The following is a 17,096-nucleotide window of genomic DNA, read 5'->3' as shown; positions in this document are numbered from 1 at the left end:
TTATCTCTCTAAATTTAGGGTGGATGGGTAACAGGAACCATCTGGTAGGTAGGTGTGGGCACTGCCCTCAAGATGATTGTTTTTTAAATGAAAAATCAGTAAAACTACAAAATTTGCACCCACTTTTGGATCGGACACCAATTCCCTCATGGTGTGATGGTCTTTACTGCTGGGTTGTACACTAAAGAGAGGATGGCTATGCCATTCACCTAAATAGTTAAATTTTTGATAATTATTGTTTGTTGATTTATGAAAAAGGCTAATTGCTTTAATAGCATCCGTAATTCCACGTACAAAGGATGCTATCGTTCCACTCTTTTGAACAGTTAATGAGCTAACTCTAAAATGGTTTGTACCTATATGCTCACCCATTAAAACACCGCCACATTCGTGGGTTCCAGACTTCAACAGGGCTTTTATCAGTAAAATTTGTATATCAGTAGGAATGGATATTTTCAGCATTAGTATTAACCTTTCATCGGTTCAGGCTCTTCAATAGAATTGCCATTTTCACTTTCAGATATCTGTTTATCCGTAGGAGATTCTGTTACTAACGCACCTGAACAATCGATAGGATGGGTATCAAAAGGACATTGAAATATCCAATATTTACGGAACCCTATTAAATATGCTGAATATGGATAAGAGGATTGCTCATCAATTGTACATAAAGTATCTAATGTGAACTGAGTCATAGACGCTGCAAGAGCCGTTACATCTGCATCTGATGCAATATATGTTTGGTTTTGTGTTTGAAAGCCGTAATTATTAACTTTGCCTTCTGGGATTGGTTCCAACGTTTGTAAGACACCATAAATATGATTGCGAAGCTCTAAAGGTGAGGCATCTAACGTTGGGCGACTACGGGCCATCATTGCTCCACCACCGCCACCAAAGATTTCACCCCATACCATTGGTATATGTTTTCTTTTAGCAATCGCAGCTAAGGTTAGAAATGTATGTGAGCTTGCTGTCGCATCAATAATCAGATTACATGTACCAATGGCATTAGCAATATTGGAATTTAAATGAGGATTTTCCTGTCCACCAATTTGCATTTCATACGTTTCAACCTGCATGTCTAATGCAGTTCGTTTTAATGCTCTTTCAACAGCATGGGTTTTAGCAAAGCCAACATCTAACCAGTTGAGTTCATTACGGACAAGATTCTGGGGTGCCAGAATATCATCATCAATAAGTAGAAAGTTTTTACAGCCAGACCGTGCCAGTGAAATTGCAATTTTACTTCCTAACGATCCAAGACCAACAATTACTATCTTTGCATCATTGATATTGCTAAATTGTGCTGGCAATCTTTGATTCTCATCATCATGTAGATTAATAGCTGGATAACTTACGAAAAGTGGTGCTGTATTATTAATTAAGAATAGTTCCAAGTTACCTTTTAAGTCATATAACAATAGAGGCTTTATGGAACTTGTGAATTCCTCCTGAGTAGGCCATAAATTGCCTAAAAAGGATTCTAACGAAAGTCGATCATTTACAGATTCCTTTAATAAAGGAACAGAATCAACTCTTATTGCCCATCCAGACAATTCAAATCTTTCATTAGAAAATGATGGGACGATGTCAGGTAGAGGTTTGTTCTGAATATTTGTTGGAACAATAACAGTCTTGTCCCGAAAGCTTGAGATGGCAACCTTAAAGTCCATTTTTTCAGGGTCACTATTTAAGAGTATGTGACGTAACATTGGTGTTTCAATGAACCTTTCTGAAATACCTCTTAATTTTTGACCTATTGTTTCAGAATGCCTAGAGGGCACAGGTTCTACATCCATCTGCAATACAGTCATTGCGTCTGTTAATAAAAGAATCTGGGCACTTCTAATTAGTTCCACTCCACTGATATTGGTATTCCAATTATCTGGACCGTATTCTAGACACAGCACTCCTGAGCCACCGTACTGGTGCAAGATACTCCATCTTTCACCAGAGTTTTGTGGGCGTATATATGCTGGTAGCTCTGGGAAAAGCTCTGGATATACTAAAACACCATTAAAATCTACAGTTCCTATCTTGAGAGAGAAGTTTAAATGCAGTTCATTAGTGTCTGTTGAGTTCCACTCCTGAATCTTAAAACTGTTTTCCTCATTTTCAAGATCGGTCAATAACTGCCGTTCTTGAATCAAGCGTTCTAAGGGTGTTTTTAGCAGTTCCATTACGCAAAGCCTCCTGGTTTATTTGGATAAACAGGGGTTGATGGAAATGTTAATCCTGCACCTAAAGCTGAACGGATTAAAGAGCTGGCCATATCAGCAGAATTTGCACTTTTGTGTGATGCCGAACGAGGAAAACGATTACCCAAGACCTGCCGCCATAGAGCTAATGCTTTATCATCATCTGTTTCATTTAAGGCATTTCGTGCAATAGCAGCTTGTTCTTTTACCTTTTCATAAAAGGTTTTGAACTCATCTGCTGTGACCGCAGAAAAAACATTATTGCCTGCAACACCAGGATCTTCTAAATGTGGAATTATGCCTAGTGACGCATAAATCCCATAAGAATCCCTGATTGTTTCTAAAAGATAAACAAACAACTTCTCATAGTTGGATTCGTAGTAATTCATATGCTTGGCAACCAGGCATTCTAAAATGAATCCTTTTGGTCGTTTTAAATCAGATAAGTTCTCACGACGCCACCATTTAAATAGCTTCACAAGAGGCTTAAATCGACCATTTGCATTTTTATTCACCTCAATAGTCCACTCGGTATGGGCTGGAGGGTTGGTAACTAGCCATTCTTCAAGATGAATGTCTGGAATCAGATAGCCACCATATCCATCTGAAATGATAGGGACAACATCCATATCAACTTTTTTCAACTTAACATTTACTGAACGACGGTTAACGGTAAGATCGGTATATCCAATATCCTTTAATGCTGTATGGACTGCATCTAAGACAATTTGGGGATCATCGTTAATTGTATGGTTGGTGCGAGCAATAATATCTACATCTGGTCTTTGTGTAATCCCGCCTATGGTGGTCGGACGTACTGCCGTATTTCTTTTATAGGAACCTGATAAGAACGTATGCACATGTACTTTGCTGAATTCATTATGCACTTTTAAAGCATCACGAAGCGTATTATGTGCGCTTGAACAATCATTAACCGTTGTTGTAGATGGTTCAATATCGGAAAGTAGGTCAAGAAACTGCTGTTGAGTTGTCATAATTCTCTCTGAGCCCATGTACTAAAATGGGGCATAAAATTAAGTGCGATCAGAAAAATTAAGTAACCTACTGCTGTGAACTTTGATGCACAGCAGTAGGTTATTTAACCTCGTTTACGATATTGAGTTTGAGTTATCAGGATCATCCGATTTTTTATTACGGATAGCATCCTTTTCTTCTTTCAATGGCCGAGTTCTGGGAAATTTAAAATATCCAGTTGGATGGACAATAATTTTTCCAGATTTATGGCGATAAGATTTACAAAACACGAAGTCTTGATTTTCGGTAGGCATTGTTAGCCCTCCTATTTTGGCGGCTCATTTTTCAGGGCGCATACCAAAATAAGCGGGTAAATCTTGAGATTTACGGGCCTAAATGTTAGAATGGGGTTCTGACAGCCAGATCTAACATGAGGTATGCGTAGGGCTTAGAGCCATATGCCTTTCCTGTGTGAAAATCTATCAAGCCGACTCTACCCAATAGAGTCGGCTTTTTAATTTATGAAACCATCTCGATAGTCTCCATTGAATCAAGGTCAAAATAATATAGTTTTTTAAAGTCATCTTCATATAAGTCAAATAATTGAGATAACTCACTAATGACAGATGTTGATGTTTTTTTTGCGTCTATTGCGTAGTCAAAGAGCATTGAAGCTACTCTATATGTCGCTTCTCGATCCAATTCATTTGGTTCAACTTTACGATAACCACGCATAGCCATTTGCCGCCATAAATTGGCACTTTGACTTGAAGTTATAGTTCCTAACTCTGACGCCCTATAGATTAAGGCCGCCATTGAGGTTTTCCATTCCTTTTTAAGTCTTAGATAATGAGCTAAATTGGTTGAACCTAATTGATCAATAATTTTTTCTTCTGGCATTAAGAATTCGGCAGCAAAGTCATTTGCTTCTTTTTCCATGAACTCAGATGGTTCTTCATGGAGGACCAAATGCCCAAGCTCATGTGCTAATGTGAAGCGTATTCTATCATTTGGCTGGTTTGCATTTAGAAATACGCATGGAGACACGCCATGCATTTTTAAGGATACGCCATCAACATTGTTATCTTTAAAGTCGCATAAAAAGACTAAAACCCCTGCATCTTCCACAGTGGCAGTTAGGTTTTCAAGAGGTTCATTTCCTAACGCCCACAATGATCTAAGCTTTTTAGCCGCTTCTTGAGGAGTGTTTACATCTAGGCCAATTTTAAAAGTTGGTAAGGAATTTTTTCTTTTTGGCACATTTGTGAACAATTCTAATGTTTGTACATGGCCCATTTTTAACATCATTTCAGCATTCATGCGGCTCAATGCTTTAGCTGTGGTAGAGCTTTTTTTTCTATATGCATGCAAACTAATTGGTAGTGCATTTAGCTTTTCAATATGTTCGAAAAATCGTATAGGGAAATGTAGGGCATTGGATAGATTTTGGATAACTTCATCGGAGGGTTTTAAGTCCCCACTTTCAATTTTAGATAATGAAGCCTGGGTAATAGACTGTCCCATTACAGCAATTAGTTCAGTTTGACTAAGACCACGAAAGTTTCGTGCAATACTAAGCATGTCAGGATTGAAATGAGTCATATTCACCTCCAAGATCATTGACTTACAGATCAAGTTAATCGAATGATAACTGAACAAAAAAGCATATGCAAATTTTTCTTCAAATTATTCCTAAAATGTTTCGTTTTTATCTAATCTTGCTTTATGTAGTAGTGGTTTTTTATTCAGGCACAATATATAGTGTTTTTGATTTTACATTTTATTTGAATTTTTTAAATTTACTTGAAATCTTATATCAAAATTTGAGCATGAGAATATTATGGCAAAGATAGAAAATGATCAGTGTTCTTGTGAGAGGTAGCTTAACTTTTGAGTATTTAGAAAAGGCCACTTTATTAAATCTTTGATCATTTTTGGGGATGTTAAAGTGATTTATTCTTATAAAAATCAGGTTTAAGGGCGATTGGGTTTTTTGGGTAAGTTAATTTTGATTGTTTGAGGCGAGATAATGACTGAAGATGCGAAATGTAAGATTCTAGATATTCTGTTGGAAAAGTGGAAGAAAATTTTACTTGGGCGTTATCCTGGCTGTGAAGAGTTAATTGAATTAGCACTTAAAAATCTTGAAGCATTAACAGAACGCTTTTATGGTTATGAACTTAATGATACCCAATTCGACACGGCTATTTTATTAGAACAACAATATCATCAAAGATTGGGTGAATTAATTGTTGCTGACCGTCTTTTAAGAGATGGATTTGAATTGAGTAGTAAAGATTTCGGACCTGATTTCAAAGCTACAAAAAACGGGAAAACAGTTTGGTTTGAAGTTGTTACTCCGAATCCAAATTATGAAATGGTTCAAATCTTGGAAGATGTGCAAGGACGGTTATTTCCAAAACATGAAACTAATTGTCGAGAGAATTCTTTAGCATTGTTGAAAATGACAGGGGTTATAGAAACTAAGGCTAATATTATAAAAGGTTATATTGAGAATAAAATTATTCCTGAAGATGAGCCAGTTGTAATTGTTGTAAATGACTCATTGTTTTATCCACTAGATGTCTATATGGTTGGGGTAACTGAAGAGGTACAAAAAGGGTCAAGTGGCTTACCACTTGTTATAGAAGCTTTATTAGGTTTAGACAGGCCTTATTGGCAGCCTCCAGAATCCCCAACTGAGCCTTATCAACTTAAATGGAATACAAGAACTGATGTATTTAAAGATAATGGCAGCCCTGTATCAACAGATAGATTTCAATCGGACGAATATAAACATATATCTGGTGTGTTTGTAATAACTGCACGAGAAGATTACGGAATTAGCCTTTCTGTATATGGTGATGAAAAAAATGTAGGCTTATTGGTTAAGAACTTAAATAGTAATAATATTCTGCCAGATGGCCTACTTAAGACACGCACTTATGATAGTAATGAATTGCGTAAGTTAATAGATCCAACTATGCGTAAGCCAATAACTAGTTTAGTTACCCGCACTTTACATGGGCAGTATTTCTTCATGGTTCAGCATCTGAACAAACTTTCCCAAGAACATGTAATAGAGGAATCGTAGTAGAAAATAAATTTAATGAAAAATACAAATACAAAAGATATGGCTGAAGTTTTTTAAAAGTTAGGAATAGATTTGACTATTTTGAAGCAATTTACTCTTCTTTTAGGTGTTATTAACTTTTTTAATTTTGTCGCACAGTTCTTTGTAATGTCGCATAGTTCTTTGGAAATGACAACCACCCCCGACCAATGCAACGGCAGAAGCGGTATGGTGCGGTGAGCGATAGGGCCGTTGTCCAAACTGATAAGGTTGTTGGGCAATTGAATGAATGCTCGCAACAGCCAGACTTTCATCCTGATTTAAAGGCGGAAGAATGCTAGGCAGGCGAGAGGCCAACAGTGTTTTTCCTGTTCCGGGAGGCCCTCGAAATAACAGAGAATGCCCGCCCGCTGCTGCAATTTCTAGCGCACGACGTGGGCGTAACTGTCCTTTAACATCGGACAAATCAGCAATGGTCGTTTGATTGGCTGATATCGGTTCAATGTGTGCAGGGGATAAACGATGTTGTCCCAAAAAATGCGCACAGACTTCTTTTAAATGACTGGCTGTGTAAAGTGAAAGCTGTTGAACTTGGCTTGCCTCTGCCAGATTTTCTGTTGGAAGCATCAGGTGGCGTTTTTGTTTTTGGCAAGCCAGCGCAATGGTTAAAACGCTCGACACCTTTCTGAGTTGTCCATCGAGTGCCAGTTCGCCAATAAATTCAAATTGATCTGTCTGTGAGTCAGGCAGTTGGCCCGATGCAATTAAAATACCTAAAGCAATCGGTAAATCCAAACGGGAGCCATCTTTGGGTAAATCGGCAGGCGCAAGGTTGATGGTTAAGCGTTTGGTTGGAAATTGAAATCCGCTGTTAATGATTGCTGAACGAACACGATCTTTACTTTCCCGAACAGCGGCTTCTGGTAATCCCACAATAGTTAAAGAAGGCAATCCCTGACTGACATGAACTTCTACTTCAATAAGCGGTGCATTTAACCCGAACACACCCCGAGTATAAATTTTGGCAAAAGACATTATTTTGTTCCATTTTGGTGCTTATTATTTCAATATTTTTATTTTGCAATGCACGATTACAGTGCTTTTTGATTTTGTTTCAGTGTAATTTCTAATTGGTCTACCTGTTGTTTAAGTGCATCTAAGCGTTGGTTTGCGATTTGTAAGGCCTTTTTTTGTCGGTCAATTTCAGCTTGAGAAACTAAATCCATACGGCTGATGGTCTCACTGAGCAGTGCTCTTAAGTTGTGCTCTAAATCTTTCTTTGGTTGTTCAACTTGCGCCAAAATGGCTTGTAATAAGGTTTCTAACATGTATTTCCACTCAGTTCTTATAAGTTAGATTAGTTTAACATGACATTGAGCAAAACGGCTTGATGGCAAAATAAAATTGAAAAAATGACAGTTTTTTATCATCGCCCTCAACTCGAACCGAAAAATAAGGTATAAGTATCTATTGATATGCAATATTTCTGTATTCCCCTAACCGCAGAGATATTGGCATGAAAATTGAACATAAAACCTTACAGCTGGAAAATAAGCCGAAGGAAAACAAACATGAAGCTCGTAACTGCAATTGTAAAACCATTTAAGCTTGATGATGTGCGTGAAGCATTATCAGAAATCGGCGTTCAAGGGATCACGGTCACAGAAGTCAAAGGTTTTGGTCGTCAAAAAGGTCATACCGAACTGTACCGTGGTGCTGAATATGTTGTTGATTTTTTACCGAAAGTAAAAATTGAAATTGCAATTAGTGATGAAATGGTTGATTCAGTCATTGAATCAATCACACGCGTTGCTAGCACAGGCAAAATTGGTGACGGTAAAATTTTCGTAACCAATCTAGAGCAGGTTATTCGTATTCGTACAGGTGAGACTGGTCCAGATGCTGTTTAGTTTGGCATAAAGTTTGCTGAGTATAGTTTAACTCGCAAGAAAAAAAGGTTGGGGGAAACACATGAAAAAAATAATCATGGCGCTTAGTTTGTCCGGCGCTTTATTGGGTGGTTCTGCTGCTTGGGCAGAAGAAGCCTCTTCAGTTGCTTCAGCACCATCACAAACTGTGGCTGCTGCATCAAATGTATCTGCAACACCCGCCGCTACGGCAACAACGCCTGCTCCCGCTCCGGCAGCGCCAGCAAAACCCAAACTGGATACAGGTGATACTGCTTGGATTCTCATTTCAACGGCTCTTGTTCTGCTCATGACCATTCCTGGTTTGGCTTTGTTCTATGGTGGTATGGTTCGTAAAAAGAACGTACTTGGCACCATGGCACATAGTTTTATGGCAGCAGCGATTGTCAGTATTGTTTGGGTTGTGATTGGCTATACTCTTGCTTTTGATACGGGGAATTCTTTTATCGGAGGATTCAGTAAAGTGATGCTGTCAGGCATTACCACTGAGTCTTTACAAGGCACAATTCCTGAAATTCTTTTTGTTATTTTCCAAATGACGTTTGCGATTATTACCGTTGCCATTATTAGTGGTTCTATCGCTGAGCGAATGAAATTTGGTGCTTTTATCGCATTTATTACCATTTGGGTGATTGTCGTTTACGCTCCAATTACACACTGGGTCTGGGGTGGTGGCTGGTTAGGCACAGATGGCGCACTTGATTTTGCAGGTGGTACAGTTGTCCATATTAACTCTGGTGTGGCAGGTCTGGTTGCTGCTTATGTAATTGGAAAACGTATTGGGCTGGGTAAAGAATCTATGGCTCCGCACAATCTGGTTCTTTCTGTGATTGGTGCAAGTTTGCTTTGGGTCGGTTGGTTCGGTTTCAACGGTGGTTCTGCATTGGGTGCCAATGGTGCTGCGGGTTATGCACTGGTTACAACTCAGGTTGCTGCCGCTGCTGCTGCAATTTCATGGTCAATTGTTGAAAAACTGGTACGTGGTAAAGCTTCTGTATTAGGTGCTGTTTCGGGTGGTGTCGCAGGGTTGGTGGTGATTACACCAGCAGCAGGCTATGTCACTGTTGGCGGCTCTTTAATTATGGGGTTAATTGGTGGTGTGGTTTGTTTCTGGGGAATTACAGCACTTAAACGTACACTTAAAGCAGATGACTCACTCGATGCCTTTGGTCTACACGCTGTTGGTGGTATTGCAGGTGCAATTTTAACAGGTGTTTTTGCCAGCTCATTTATTATGGGCAGTAAAGCACCAACAAACATGGTGCATCAAGTCTGGATTCAAGTCGAAGGTGTTTTGGCAACAATGGCGTATAGTGCGATTTTGACCTTCATTATTCTTAAAGTGATCGATGTTGTGATTGGCTTGCGTGTTAGCAACGATGATGAGCGTATGGGGCTAGATTTAAGTCAACATGGCGAACGTGTCGAATAAAAAATAGATGTGAAATTCAAGAAACAGCCTCTTTTATAGGGGCTGTTTTTTATTTTGAACACTACATTTAGTATCTCAAAGAATTTTGATACACTAGATAGGAATATATAAGCTGATTAAATTTGTAATGCATTGTCCATTTTGTAATGCTCCTGACAGTAAGGTAATCGACTCTCGTTTAGCAGCGGAAGGCTGCCAGATTCGTCGACGTCGAGAATGCGTGGGCTGTGGAGAACGTTTTACCACTTTTGAAAGTTATGAAGTCGTCATGCCGCGTGTCATTAAGTCCAATGGTAAAAATGAACCGTTTGATGAACTCAAGTTACGCCGTTCACTGATGCATGCGTTACAAAAACGTCCAGTGACACAAGACCAGATCGAAGCTGTCTTGAGCGATATTCAGTTACAAATTCGTCGTTTGGGCGAACGTGATGTCAGTTCGCGTACCATTGGTGAAATTGTGATGCAATCTTTATTTACCTTAGATCATGTTGCCTATGTGCGTTTTGCCTCTGTTTATCAGGACTTTCAGGATGTAGAAGCATTTCGTCGCCATATTGAATCCATGCAAAATGAGAACAATAAATAACATGTCTGAATATTCTGATCTTGATTATATGCAACGTGCGATTGCCTTGGCACAACAAGGACAATACTCGACCAAACCAAACCCGAATGTGGGCTGCGTGATTGTTAAAAATGGTCAAATTGTCGGAGAAGGATTTCATCCACGTGCAGGACAACCCCATGCCGAAGTGTTTGCATTAAGACAAGCAGCCGAACAAGCCAAAGATGCAACGGCTTATGTGACTTTGGAGCCTTGTGCGCATTATGGTCGGACACCGCCTTGTGCTGAAGCTTTGGTCAAAGCAGGGGTGAAAAATGTCATCATTGCTTGTTTAGACCCAAATCCGTTGGTGGCTGGAAAAGGCGTTGCAATTTTAGAAAATGCAGGCATAGCGGTTCGCTCGGGAGTATGCGATGAGCAGGCACGTCAGTTAAATTTAGGTTTTTTAAAGGCAATGTCTAGCCAAATGCCGTATGTGCGTTTAAAAGTTGCATCTAGTTTGGATGGACGAACGGCAATGGCATCGGGTGAGTCCAAGTGGATTACAGGTGAAAAAGCACGGCAGGACGTACAGCATTGGCGCGCAATTTCGGGTGCAGTTATCACGGGTATCCAGACAGTATTAGCCGATGACTGTCAGTTAAATGTACGTGCTTTACCCAATGTCGAGCTTGATCAGATAGTACAACCGAAACGTGTGATTCTGGATCGACAAGGGCGGTTGCCTTTAAATGCCAAAATTTTGGCACAAGCTCAAGATGTGATGGTGGTTGGCCCATTCAGACAAGAACTGGCAGATTTAGGTGTAACACAATTTGCAGATCAGCCTTTAGCGACACTTTTACAAACATTATGCCAACAACACCATATCTATGATGTGTTGGTGGAAGCTGGGGCGACTTTAAGCACAGCCTTTTTGCAACAAGGTCTGGTCGATGAAATGATTCATTACATCGCACCGACGTTGTTAGGGCAATCCGCTCGTGCCATGTTCCAAGCAGATTTTCAAACTTTGGCGCAACAACAACGCTTTAGACTCAAAGATGTGACCCAGTTGGGCAATGATTTGCGTTTAAGCTTAACGCCACAACAAGAGTCACTATGAATTCAGAGACAACGGTTTATCATAAACGTCGACATGCAGCCCGAACAACAGATGAATACCTGTTTCATCAGCTTGTGCCTTATTTAGGGAACAAGAGACGTTTGTTGCATTTGATTTTAGAAGCTCTTGAATTAACTGGAACACTCAACAACAAGTCAAACCGTGCGCCTATTTTTGCGGACTTTTTTGCAGGCAGTGGTGTTGTTTCGCGGTTGGCACGTCAAAATGGTTACCGAGTTATTGCCAATGACTGGGAACCGTATAGTCACGCCTTGAATCATGCGATTTTATCTTGTGTTGAAGCCCCTAAATTTAAAGAACTGGGCGGATATCAAAAAGCGATTGATTATCTAAACCGATTGCCTCTTGTCAAAGGTTGGGTAACACATAACTTATGCCCACGTAATGACGAAGAATATGACCCTGCACGAGACCGTTTGTTTTTTAAACGCCGTAATGGGATGCGGATTGATGCGATTCGTCAGCAAATTGCAACTTGGCAAGCACAAGGCGCAATTGACGATGTGGAAATGAGTGCATTGCTTGCACCGTTGCTATATTCGGCAAGTTTTGTGAGTAATACCAGTGGTGTATTTAAAAGCTTCCATCATGGTTGGGGTGGGAAAACCCAAACAGCATTGGAGCGTATCGAGTCATTACTCTGGTTAACACCAAGCCGTTTCTGTGAAACAGGAGATTTAAAAAATCCGATGGCAGAAATGTGGTGTGTTGATGCACAACATCTTGCAAATCAGATGAATGGCTTTGAAGTTGATGTGGCTTATCTGGATCCACCCTATAACCAACATGCTTATAGCAGTAATTACCACGTGTTGAATTCACTGACCTTGTGGGATCAGGTCGATTTACCACCGCCAGATACGAAAGGCTTTAAAAGCGGGATTGACCGTGCGTGGCGCAAAGAACGCCCTAGTCCGTATAACTCATCCAAACATGCTAAAGAGGCTTACGAAACGCTACTGTCGACTATCAATGCACGTTATATTTTGACCAGTTATTCAACAGATGGAAATATCGAAGCCAAGGATTTGTTAAAAGCAAATCTGGAAAGAGGGCATGTGACATTATTAACGCAAGATGTTCCGCGTTACCGTGTTAGTAAGCAACGTCAGTCGGAACGGGCACGTGTGCTAGAGTTTATTGTGATTACCGACACACATACCAAGTCTGGACCACCATTACGGCAATTGCTTGGGCAACTGTATCATTATGCCGAATTGGGCGGTGTAGATACGTCTGGTGTCAGCACCCAATTGGCACTTTGGTAAATTTGAGAGCGTGAGCAAATGTTTACAGGCATTATAGAAAGTGTAGGTCAGGTTGAAAGCTTGCAGCAGTTAGGTGGCGATGTGCGTTTGCGCATTGGCACAGATCTGGACATGTCCGATGTTCATTTAGGTGATTCGATTGCAACCAATGGTATTTGTTTAACGGTCATTGAATGGGGACAGGGTTGGTATAGTGCCGATGTTTCACGTGAAAGTCTGAATCGAACCACGCTAGGGCAATGGCAAGTGGGTCAATCTGTGAATGTCGAGAAAGCCATGTTACCGACGACACGTTTTGGCGGACATATTGTCAGTGGCCATGTCGATGGTGTTGGCGAAATTAGCTGTGTCCGTCATGATGCACGGTCATTATATTTTGAAGTGACTGCACCTGTAGAACTGGCAAAATATTTGGCTGAAAAAGGTTCGATTACAGTCGATGGCATTAGTCTGACCATTAATCACTTGCATGGAAATGTATTGAGTTTAAATCTGATTCCGCATACAGCCGAGCGTACCAATATTGGTTCGTGGAAAATGGGCACAAAGGTCAATCTGGAAGTTGATATTTTGGCACGTTACATTGAACGCTTATTGTTAGGCGAAAAAGCCGCGACTCAATCGAAAGAGTCAAAGCTGAGCATGGCATTTTTAGCAGAAAATGGCTTTTTAAAATAAAGCCAAAACCTCGGGGCAAGTTTCAATTTGCCCCGAGGTTTTTATTTTAAAGACTTATTTTTTATCTTGTTTGAGAAGATAAGCAATCTCTTCCTCAGCTGCTTGTTGAAGCTTTAAATTAAAGCCTTTGACCGCAGCTTCAATTTGTTCTATTAAACTTTCGGCTTCAAGTTCTAGACGAATTTTTAGATTATCCAATGCTTCTTGAAGTTCTGGCGTGACCACAGTGGCAGGCTTGGGTTGAACTTTAGGGATATTGACTGCAACCTGCTGGATCTGATTTTTTTGATAGCGTGTTGCATAGTCTTGAAATTCAGACAGTACCTGTTGTTGCAAGTGCTGTAGCGTTTCAGTTTGCGTATGCTGCTGCTGTTGCTCATCTTGTTGTAACTGCCGAGCAAATTGTTGTTGTTGCTCGCGTTTATTGGCAAGTGACTGTTCTAGTTCTCGTTGCTTGCGAAGACGCGCTTCTTCAATGAGTTGTGCTTTGAGATCCGCATAGGTGTTTTCAATGGTGGCATAAGACTCAAGTTGAGCCTGCTTGTTGTAACTTAACCAAGTATCCAGACGTGTGTCATGATTAAGTAATTCACAAATACGAGTGAGATCGTTCAAATAAGTTTGACGAACGGCTTGTGGGGCATTGAGCCAACGCTTTTTAAAATCTGCTCCAACGTCTAAAGCCACTATTTCACTCCTATGAATCTTCAATTCAATCTTTATAGTTTAAAAGTTCGGGGAGTTAACCCCAGTTTTCGATAGTGTTTAAATTTCTCGCGACCCACTATTTTAGTCGATTCCTCATTTTCAACAATTTCAATAATGTGTTCAAACGTATCTTGAGGTTTAAGTGCCTGTTTACTGAAATTGAAAATAATCCATTGACCCGCTTTAGGTAAATGTTCGGAAATACAAATACTTCCTTGCAGATCGTGAATTCCATGTGGAATAAAACTGCTCGGATCAAAACTCCACAATAAAGTATCTAGCTGTTTTTGCTGTGCAAAATCGTCACAAAACCACCAGATTTTTTTGGGTTGTTTGAGTATTTTACGACATAAACGACAAGCACTGTAGGCTTGTCGTTCAGGACTGTGTTCAAACAAATAAAAACTAATATCAGTCATGTTGACTACGATTAGCAATGAATTGCATGAGTAAAGGAACAGGGCGTCCTGTTGAACCTTTATTGGCACCAGATAACCAAGCAGTTCCTGCAATGTCAAGATGCGCCCAGCGGTAGTCACGGGTGAAACGCTGTAAGAAACATGCCGCTGTGATCGCTCCACCGTGTGGCCCACCGATATTGGCAATATCGGCAAATGGTGAATCTAGCAATTCTTGATAATCATCCATGACAGGTAAGCGCCAAACACGGTCAAAACTTTGTTCGCCCGCAGTTTGAATTTCCTGAGCCAAGTCATCATCACTTGAGAATAAGCCACTTACGACTTTACCTAAGGCAACCACACAAGCGCCTGTTAGCGTGGCGATATCGACCACTACAGCAGGGTTAAAACGCTTGATATAGGTAAGCGTGTCACATAAAACCAAACGACCTTCGGCATCGGTATTTAAGATTTCAACGGTTTGACCACTCATGGTCGTCACAATATCGCCCGGACGAGTCGCCTTGCTTGATGGCATGTTTTCTGCTGCTGCAATAGCACCCACAATATGAATTGGGAGTTTCGCTTCGCATAGTGCACGAATTGTGCCTAATACCGAGGCAGCGCCACACATATCGAACTTCATTTCATCCATGTTGGCACTTGGTTTGAGTGAGATGCCACCAGTGTCAAAAGTAACGCCTTTACCGACCAAGACCACAGGGGCTTCTTCACGATTTGGCAAATATTCAAGGGTAATGACGCGGCCTGCATGTGCAGAACCTTGACTTACGGCAAGGAAAGCATTCATGCCCAAGTCAGCCATTTGTTGTTCATCTAGCACGGTAACTTTGAGTTGGTCTGGAAATTCGTCTGCCAGTTCTTGCGCCAATTTTGCCAGATATTCTGGATAGCAAATATTGCCTGGACGATTGCCTAAATCACGTGCCAGATTTTGTCCTGATTGGATTGCATGAATTAACTCGATTTGGTTTTCAGACAAGGTACTGCCAATCAGGTGAATGTGTTCAAGTTGAGCCTCATTTTTTTTCGATTTGTACTCATCAAAAGCATAATTGGCTTGAGTCAGTGCCAAGGTAAACACATAATGCAATGACGCAGGCAGATGCGTGATATCAAGGTCAAGCGTTGCATATTTTCTCTGTGCAAGCTGAATGATACTTTGTGCCAACTTTGCCATTTTGCTGGCATTCAACTCATCGTCCTGACCTAAACCGATAAAACTACAAAATGGATAATGTTGATTTAGCCCAATTAAAGGTAAAATCTCATTTAAATTAGCTTTGTATTGAGTCGCTTCAATCAAAGTCGCAAGTTGAGGCAGTGCTGCGGTAAATTCTTTTGATTCGATTTGTTTTGCATCTGTTAAAACAATCAAGGCAGAACCAGAGGTCTGGCTGGTTTTTAAAGAAATTTTCATGCGCTGATAAATGCCTGTAGATGTAGATAAATATAGAGTTATTGAAATATTACACTTGATCACGTTGTAATGTGCAAGATGAGGATAGCTTTTTTATTCTACATATTCGGTTAAACTACGCAGTTATCTTGATTCTATACGTAAAATAGACGCATGGTTTCAAATTTCATTGCATTTAAATTTTAAGGAAGTTTCCTTTTGATTATTCGGCGTTATTTAGTCAAACAGGTTATAGAGACCTCGCTCGTTGTGATTGCTTTGCTCACATTAATCATGATGGGTGGGCGATTGATCAAATATTTTGGTATCGCAGCCCAAGGGCGATTGGATGCAAGTATCCTCTTTAGCATCGTTGGCTATCGTTTGCCCGAATTTTTGACCTTGATTTTGCCGCTTGGCTTTTTCATTGGATTAATGCTGGTTTTTGGACGTTTGTATATCGACCATGAAATGGCGGTACTCAATAGTAGTGGGATCAGTCGTAATCATCTTGCACGACTACTATTGCCATTAACCATTGCTTTTCTCGCACTTCAAATGATCCTCATGGTTTGGGTTTCACCTTGGGGCTTACGTCAATATGAACAACTGTCGAGTACACAAGCTGTACGCACAGGGTTTGACTTGGTGCGCCCAAAAGAGTTTGTTTCTTCGGGGGTTTACACTATTTATGCCAGTGATTTATCGGAAGACCGTAAAAATTTAAAAGACATTGTGTTTTATCAACGCGCTGAAAAAGAAGGGAAACCGAATGTGGTGATTTTGGCTCGTGAGGCAACTCGTGTCGAAATTCCAAACGACCCTGCAAGTGTTGTTGACCTGATTGATGGTCGCCGTTATGAGCTTTATCCTGGACAACCACGTTATACCCAAGCCGAATTTCAGCGTTATCGTTTAAGAATTGAAAATAATAAAGAAGAAGATGTCACAGGTACTCAGGCTGAAGCGATGCGGATTTCACAACTGTGGGAAAAACGTCAAGACCCTGTGATTGAGAGTGAGTTAGGATGGCGTGTTTTTGTACCATTTGCCATGATTGTTGCTTTAATGTTGGCTGTTGCATTGTCTGAAGTTAATCCACGTCAGGGGCGTTATTATCGCTTACTGCCTGCAATCTTAATTTTTGCCAGTTTGATTGTGGCATTAATGGCGATTAAGACACGTATTACCCGTGCCGAGTTGGGAATATGGGCATACCCAGCAGTCTTATTTACTTATGCTATTGTTACGTTATTTTTCCTGCGAAAGCCAAATTTAACGGCTAAGCTCAATTTAAAATTGAATAAGTGAGGTTGTATTA

The 17,096-nt window shown here is 40.4% G+C and carries 18 protein-coding genes; 8 read left to right on the top strand and 10 right to left on the bottom strand.

Annotated elements, in window-relative coordinates:
• The 5 genes from ABDV70_RS10100 to ABDV70_RS10080 all read right to left on the bottom strand — a co-directional run bounded on the left by ABDV70_RS10100 (nt 1) and on the right by ABDV70_RS10080 (nt 4,775).
• The gene (locus ABDV70_RS10100) at nt 1–462 is read right to left on the bottom strand and encodes a Mov34/MPN/PAD-1 family protein (RefSeq protein WP_109703645.1); all 462 of its coding nucleotides are present in this window, start codon (nt 460–462) and stop codon (nt 1–3) included.
• A 5-nt stretch (nt 463–467) separates the two neighbouring features.
• Entirely contained in the window at nt 468–2,180 is a 1,713-nt protein-coding gene (locus ABDV70_RS10095; protein WP_343597476.1) for a ThiF family adenylyltransferase, read from the bottom strand.
• Nucleotides 2,180–3,193: a nucleotidyltransferase gene (locus ABDV70_RS10090; RefSeq protein WP_343597474.1), complete on the bottom strand. Its 1,014-nt coding sequence runs from the start codon at nt 3,191–3,193 to the stop codon at nt 2,180–2,182. Before ABDV70_RS10090 ends, ABDV70_RS10095 begins: the two co-directional genes overlap by 1 nt.
• 114 nt (nt 3,194–3,307) lie before the next feature.
• Complete coding sequence (locus ABDV70_RS10085; RefSeq protein ID WP_001141890.1) at nt 3,308–3,487, bottom strand: hypothetical protein; 180 nt, start codon at nt 3,485–3,487, stop codon at nt 3,308–3,310.
• A gap of 205 nt (nt 3,488–3,692) precedes the next feature.
• Entirely contained in the window at nt 3,693–4,775 is a 1,083-nt protein-coding gene (locus tag ABDV70_RS10080; protein WP_336943637.1) for an XRE family transcriptional regulator, read from the bottom strand.
• Between the two features lie 427 nt (nt 4,776–5,202).
• Here ABDV70_RS10080 and ABDV70_RS10075 point away from each other — a divergent pair, with 427 nt between their 5' ends.
• Nucleotides 5,203–6,267 (top strand): hypothetical protein, encoded by a 1,065-nt coding sequence (locus ABDV70_RS10075; protein WP_343597471.1) that lies wholly within the window; start codon nt 5,203–5,205, stop codon nt 6,265–6,267.
• Between the two features lie 102 nt (nt 6,268–6,369).
• Here the strand turns inward: ABDV70_RS10075 and ABDV70_RS10070 are convergent, their stop codons facing one another.
• Nucleotides 6,370–7,281, bottom strand: coding sequence for a magnesium chelatase domain-containing protein (locus tag ABDV70_RS10070; RefSeq protein ID WP_343597469.1), 912 nt, complete (start codon nt 7,279–7,281; stop codon nt 6,370–6,372).
• 56 nt (nt 7,282–7,337) lie between these two features.
• Nucleotides 7,338–7,574 carry an accessory factor UbiK family protein gene (locus ABDV70_RS10065; protein ID WP_343597467.1) on the bottom strand — a complete coding sequence of 79 codons (237 nt, stop codon included), beginning with the start codon at nt 7,572–7,574 and terminating at the stop codon, nt 7,338–7,340.
• A gap of 243 nt (nt 7,575–7,817) precedes the next feature.
• On the opposite strand from ABDV70_RS10065, the gene glnK reads away from it, so the two are divergent.
• The 6 genes from glnK (at nt 7,818) to ABDV70_RS10035 (ending at nt 13,246) form a co-directional block, all read left to right on the top strand.
• Nucleotides 7,818–8,156, top strand: a complete 339-nt coding sequence (gene glnK / locus ABDV70_RS10060) for a P-II family nitrogen regulator (RefSeq protein ID WP_004749947.1) — start codon at nt 7,818–7,820, stop codon at nt 8,154–8,156.
• Between the two features lie 61 nt (nt 8,157–8,217).
• On the top strand, nt 8,218–9,606 hold the full coding sequence (locus ABDV70_RS10055) for an ammonium transporter (protein ID WP_343597464.1): 1,389 nt from the start codon (nt 8,218–8,220) through the stop codon (nt 9,604–9,606).
• Nucleotides 9,607–9,733: 127 nt separating this feature from the next.
• Entirely contained in the window at nt 9,734–10,195 is a 462-nt protein-coding gene (nrdR, locus tag ABDV70_RS10050) for a transcriptional regulator NrdR (RefSeq protein ID WP_343597463.1), read from the top strand.
• 1 nt (nt 10,196) lies between these two features.
• Nucleotides 10,197–11,279 carry a bifunctional diaminohydroxyphosphoribosylaminopyrimidine deaminase/5-amino-6-(5-phosphoribosylamino)uracil reductase RibD gene (gene ribD, locus ABDV70_RS10045; RefSeq protein WP_343597462.1) on the top strand — a complete coding sequence of 361 codons (1,083 nt, stop codon included), beginning with the start codon at nt 10,197–10,199 and terminating at the stop codon, nt 11,277–11,279.
• Nucleotides 11,276–12,568 (top strand): DNA adenine methylase, encoded by a 1,293-nt coding sequence (locus tag ABDV70_RS10040; RefSeq protein WP_343597461.1) that lies wholly within the window; start codon nt 11,276–11,278, stop codon nt 12,566–12,568. The genes ribD and ABDV70_RS10040 overlap by 4 nt, the downstream gene beginning before the upstream one ends.
• An 18-nt stretch (nt 12,569–12,586) precedes the next feature.
• Entirely contained in the window at nt 12,587–13,246 is a 660-nt protein-coding gene (locus tag ABDV70_RS10035) for a riboflavin synthase (RefSeq protein WP_343597460.1), read from the top strand.
• A gap of 54 nt (nt 13,247–13,300) precedes the next feature.
• Here the strand turns inward: ABDV70_RS10035 and ABDV70_RS10030 are convergent, their stop codons facing one another.
• From ABDV70_RS10030 to ABDV70_RS10020, 3 genes are read right to left on the bottom strand one after another with little or no spacing between them, the layout of a single operon-like run.
• Complete coding sequence (locus ABDV70_RS10030; protein ID WP_343597458.1) at nt 13,301–13,933, bottom strand: hypothetical protein; 633 nt, start codon at nt 13,931–13,933, stop codon at nt 13,301–13,303.
• Nucleotides 13,934–13,965: 32 nt separating this feature from the next.
• Nucleotides 13,966–14,373: a DNA polymerase III subunit chi gene (locus ABDV70_RS10025; protein WP_343597457.1), complete on the bottom strand. Its 408-nt coding sequence runs from the start codon at nt 14,371–14,373 to the stop codon at nt 13,966–13,968.
• The gene (locus ABDV70_RS10020) at nt 14,366–15,796 is read right to left on the bottom strand and encodes a leucyl aminopeptidase (protein WP_343597456.1); all 1,431 of its coding nucleotides are present in this window, start codon (nt 15,794–15,796) and stop codon (nt 14,366–14,368) included. The genes ABDV70_RS10025 and ABDV70_RS10020 overlap by 8 nt, the downstream gene beginning before the upstream one ends.
• A 198-nt stretch (nt 15,797–15,994) precedes the next feature.
• Between ABDV70_RS10020 and lptF the strand changes: the two genes are divergently transcribed.
• Nucleotides 15,995–17,086: an LPS export ABC transporter permease LptF gene (lptF, locus tag ABDV70_RS10015; protein WP_343597454.1), complete on the top strand. Its 1,092-nt coding sequence runs from the start codon at nt 15,995–15,997 to the stop codon at nt 17,084–17,086.
• Nucleotides 17,087–17,096: the final 10 nt, after the last annotated feature.

Origin of the sequence: Acinetobacter sp. (assembly GCF_039596015.1) — a bacterium.
Lineage (GTDB): Bacteria > Pseudomonadota > Gammaproteobacteria > Pseudomonadales > Moraxellaceae > Acinetobacter.
The sequence above is the reverse complement of the archived record's forward strand: the minus strand, read 5'-3'. Positions and strand labels throughout refer to the sequence as shown.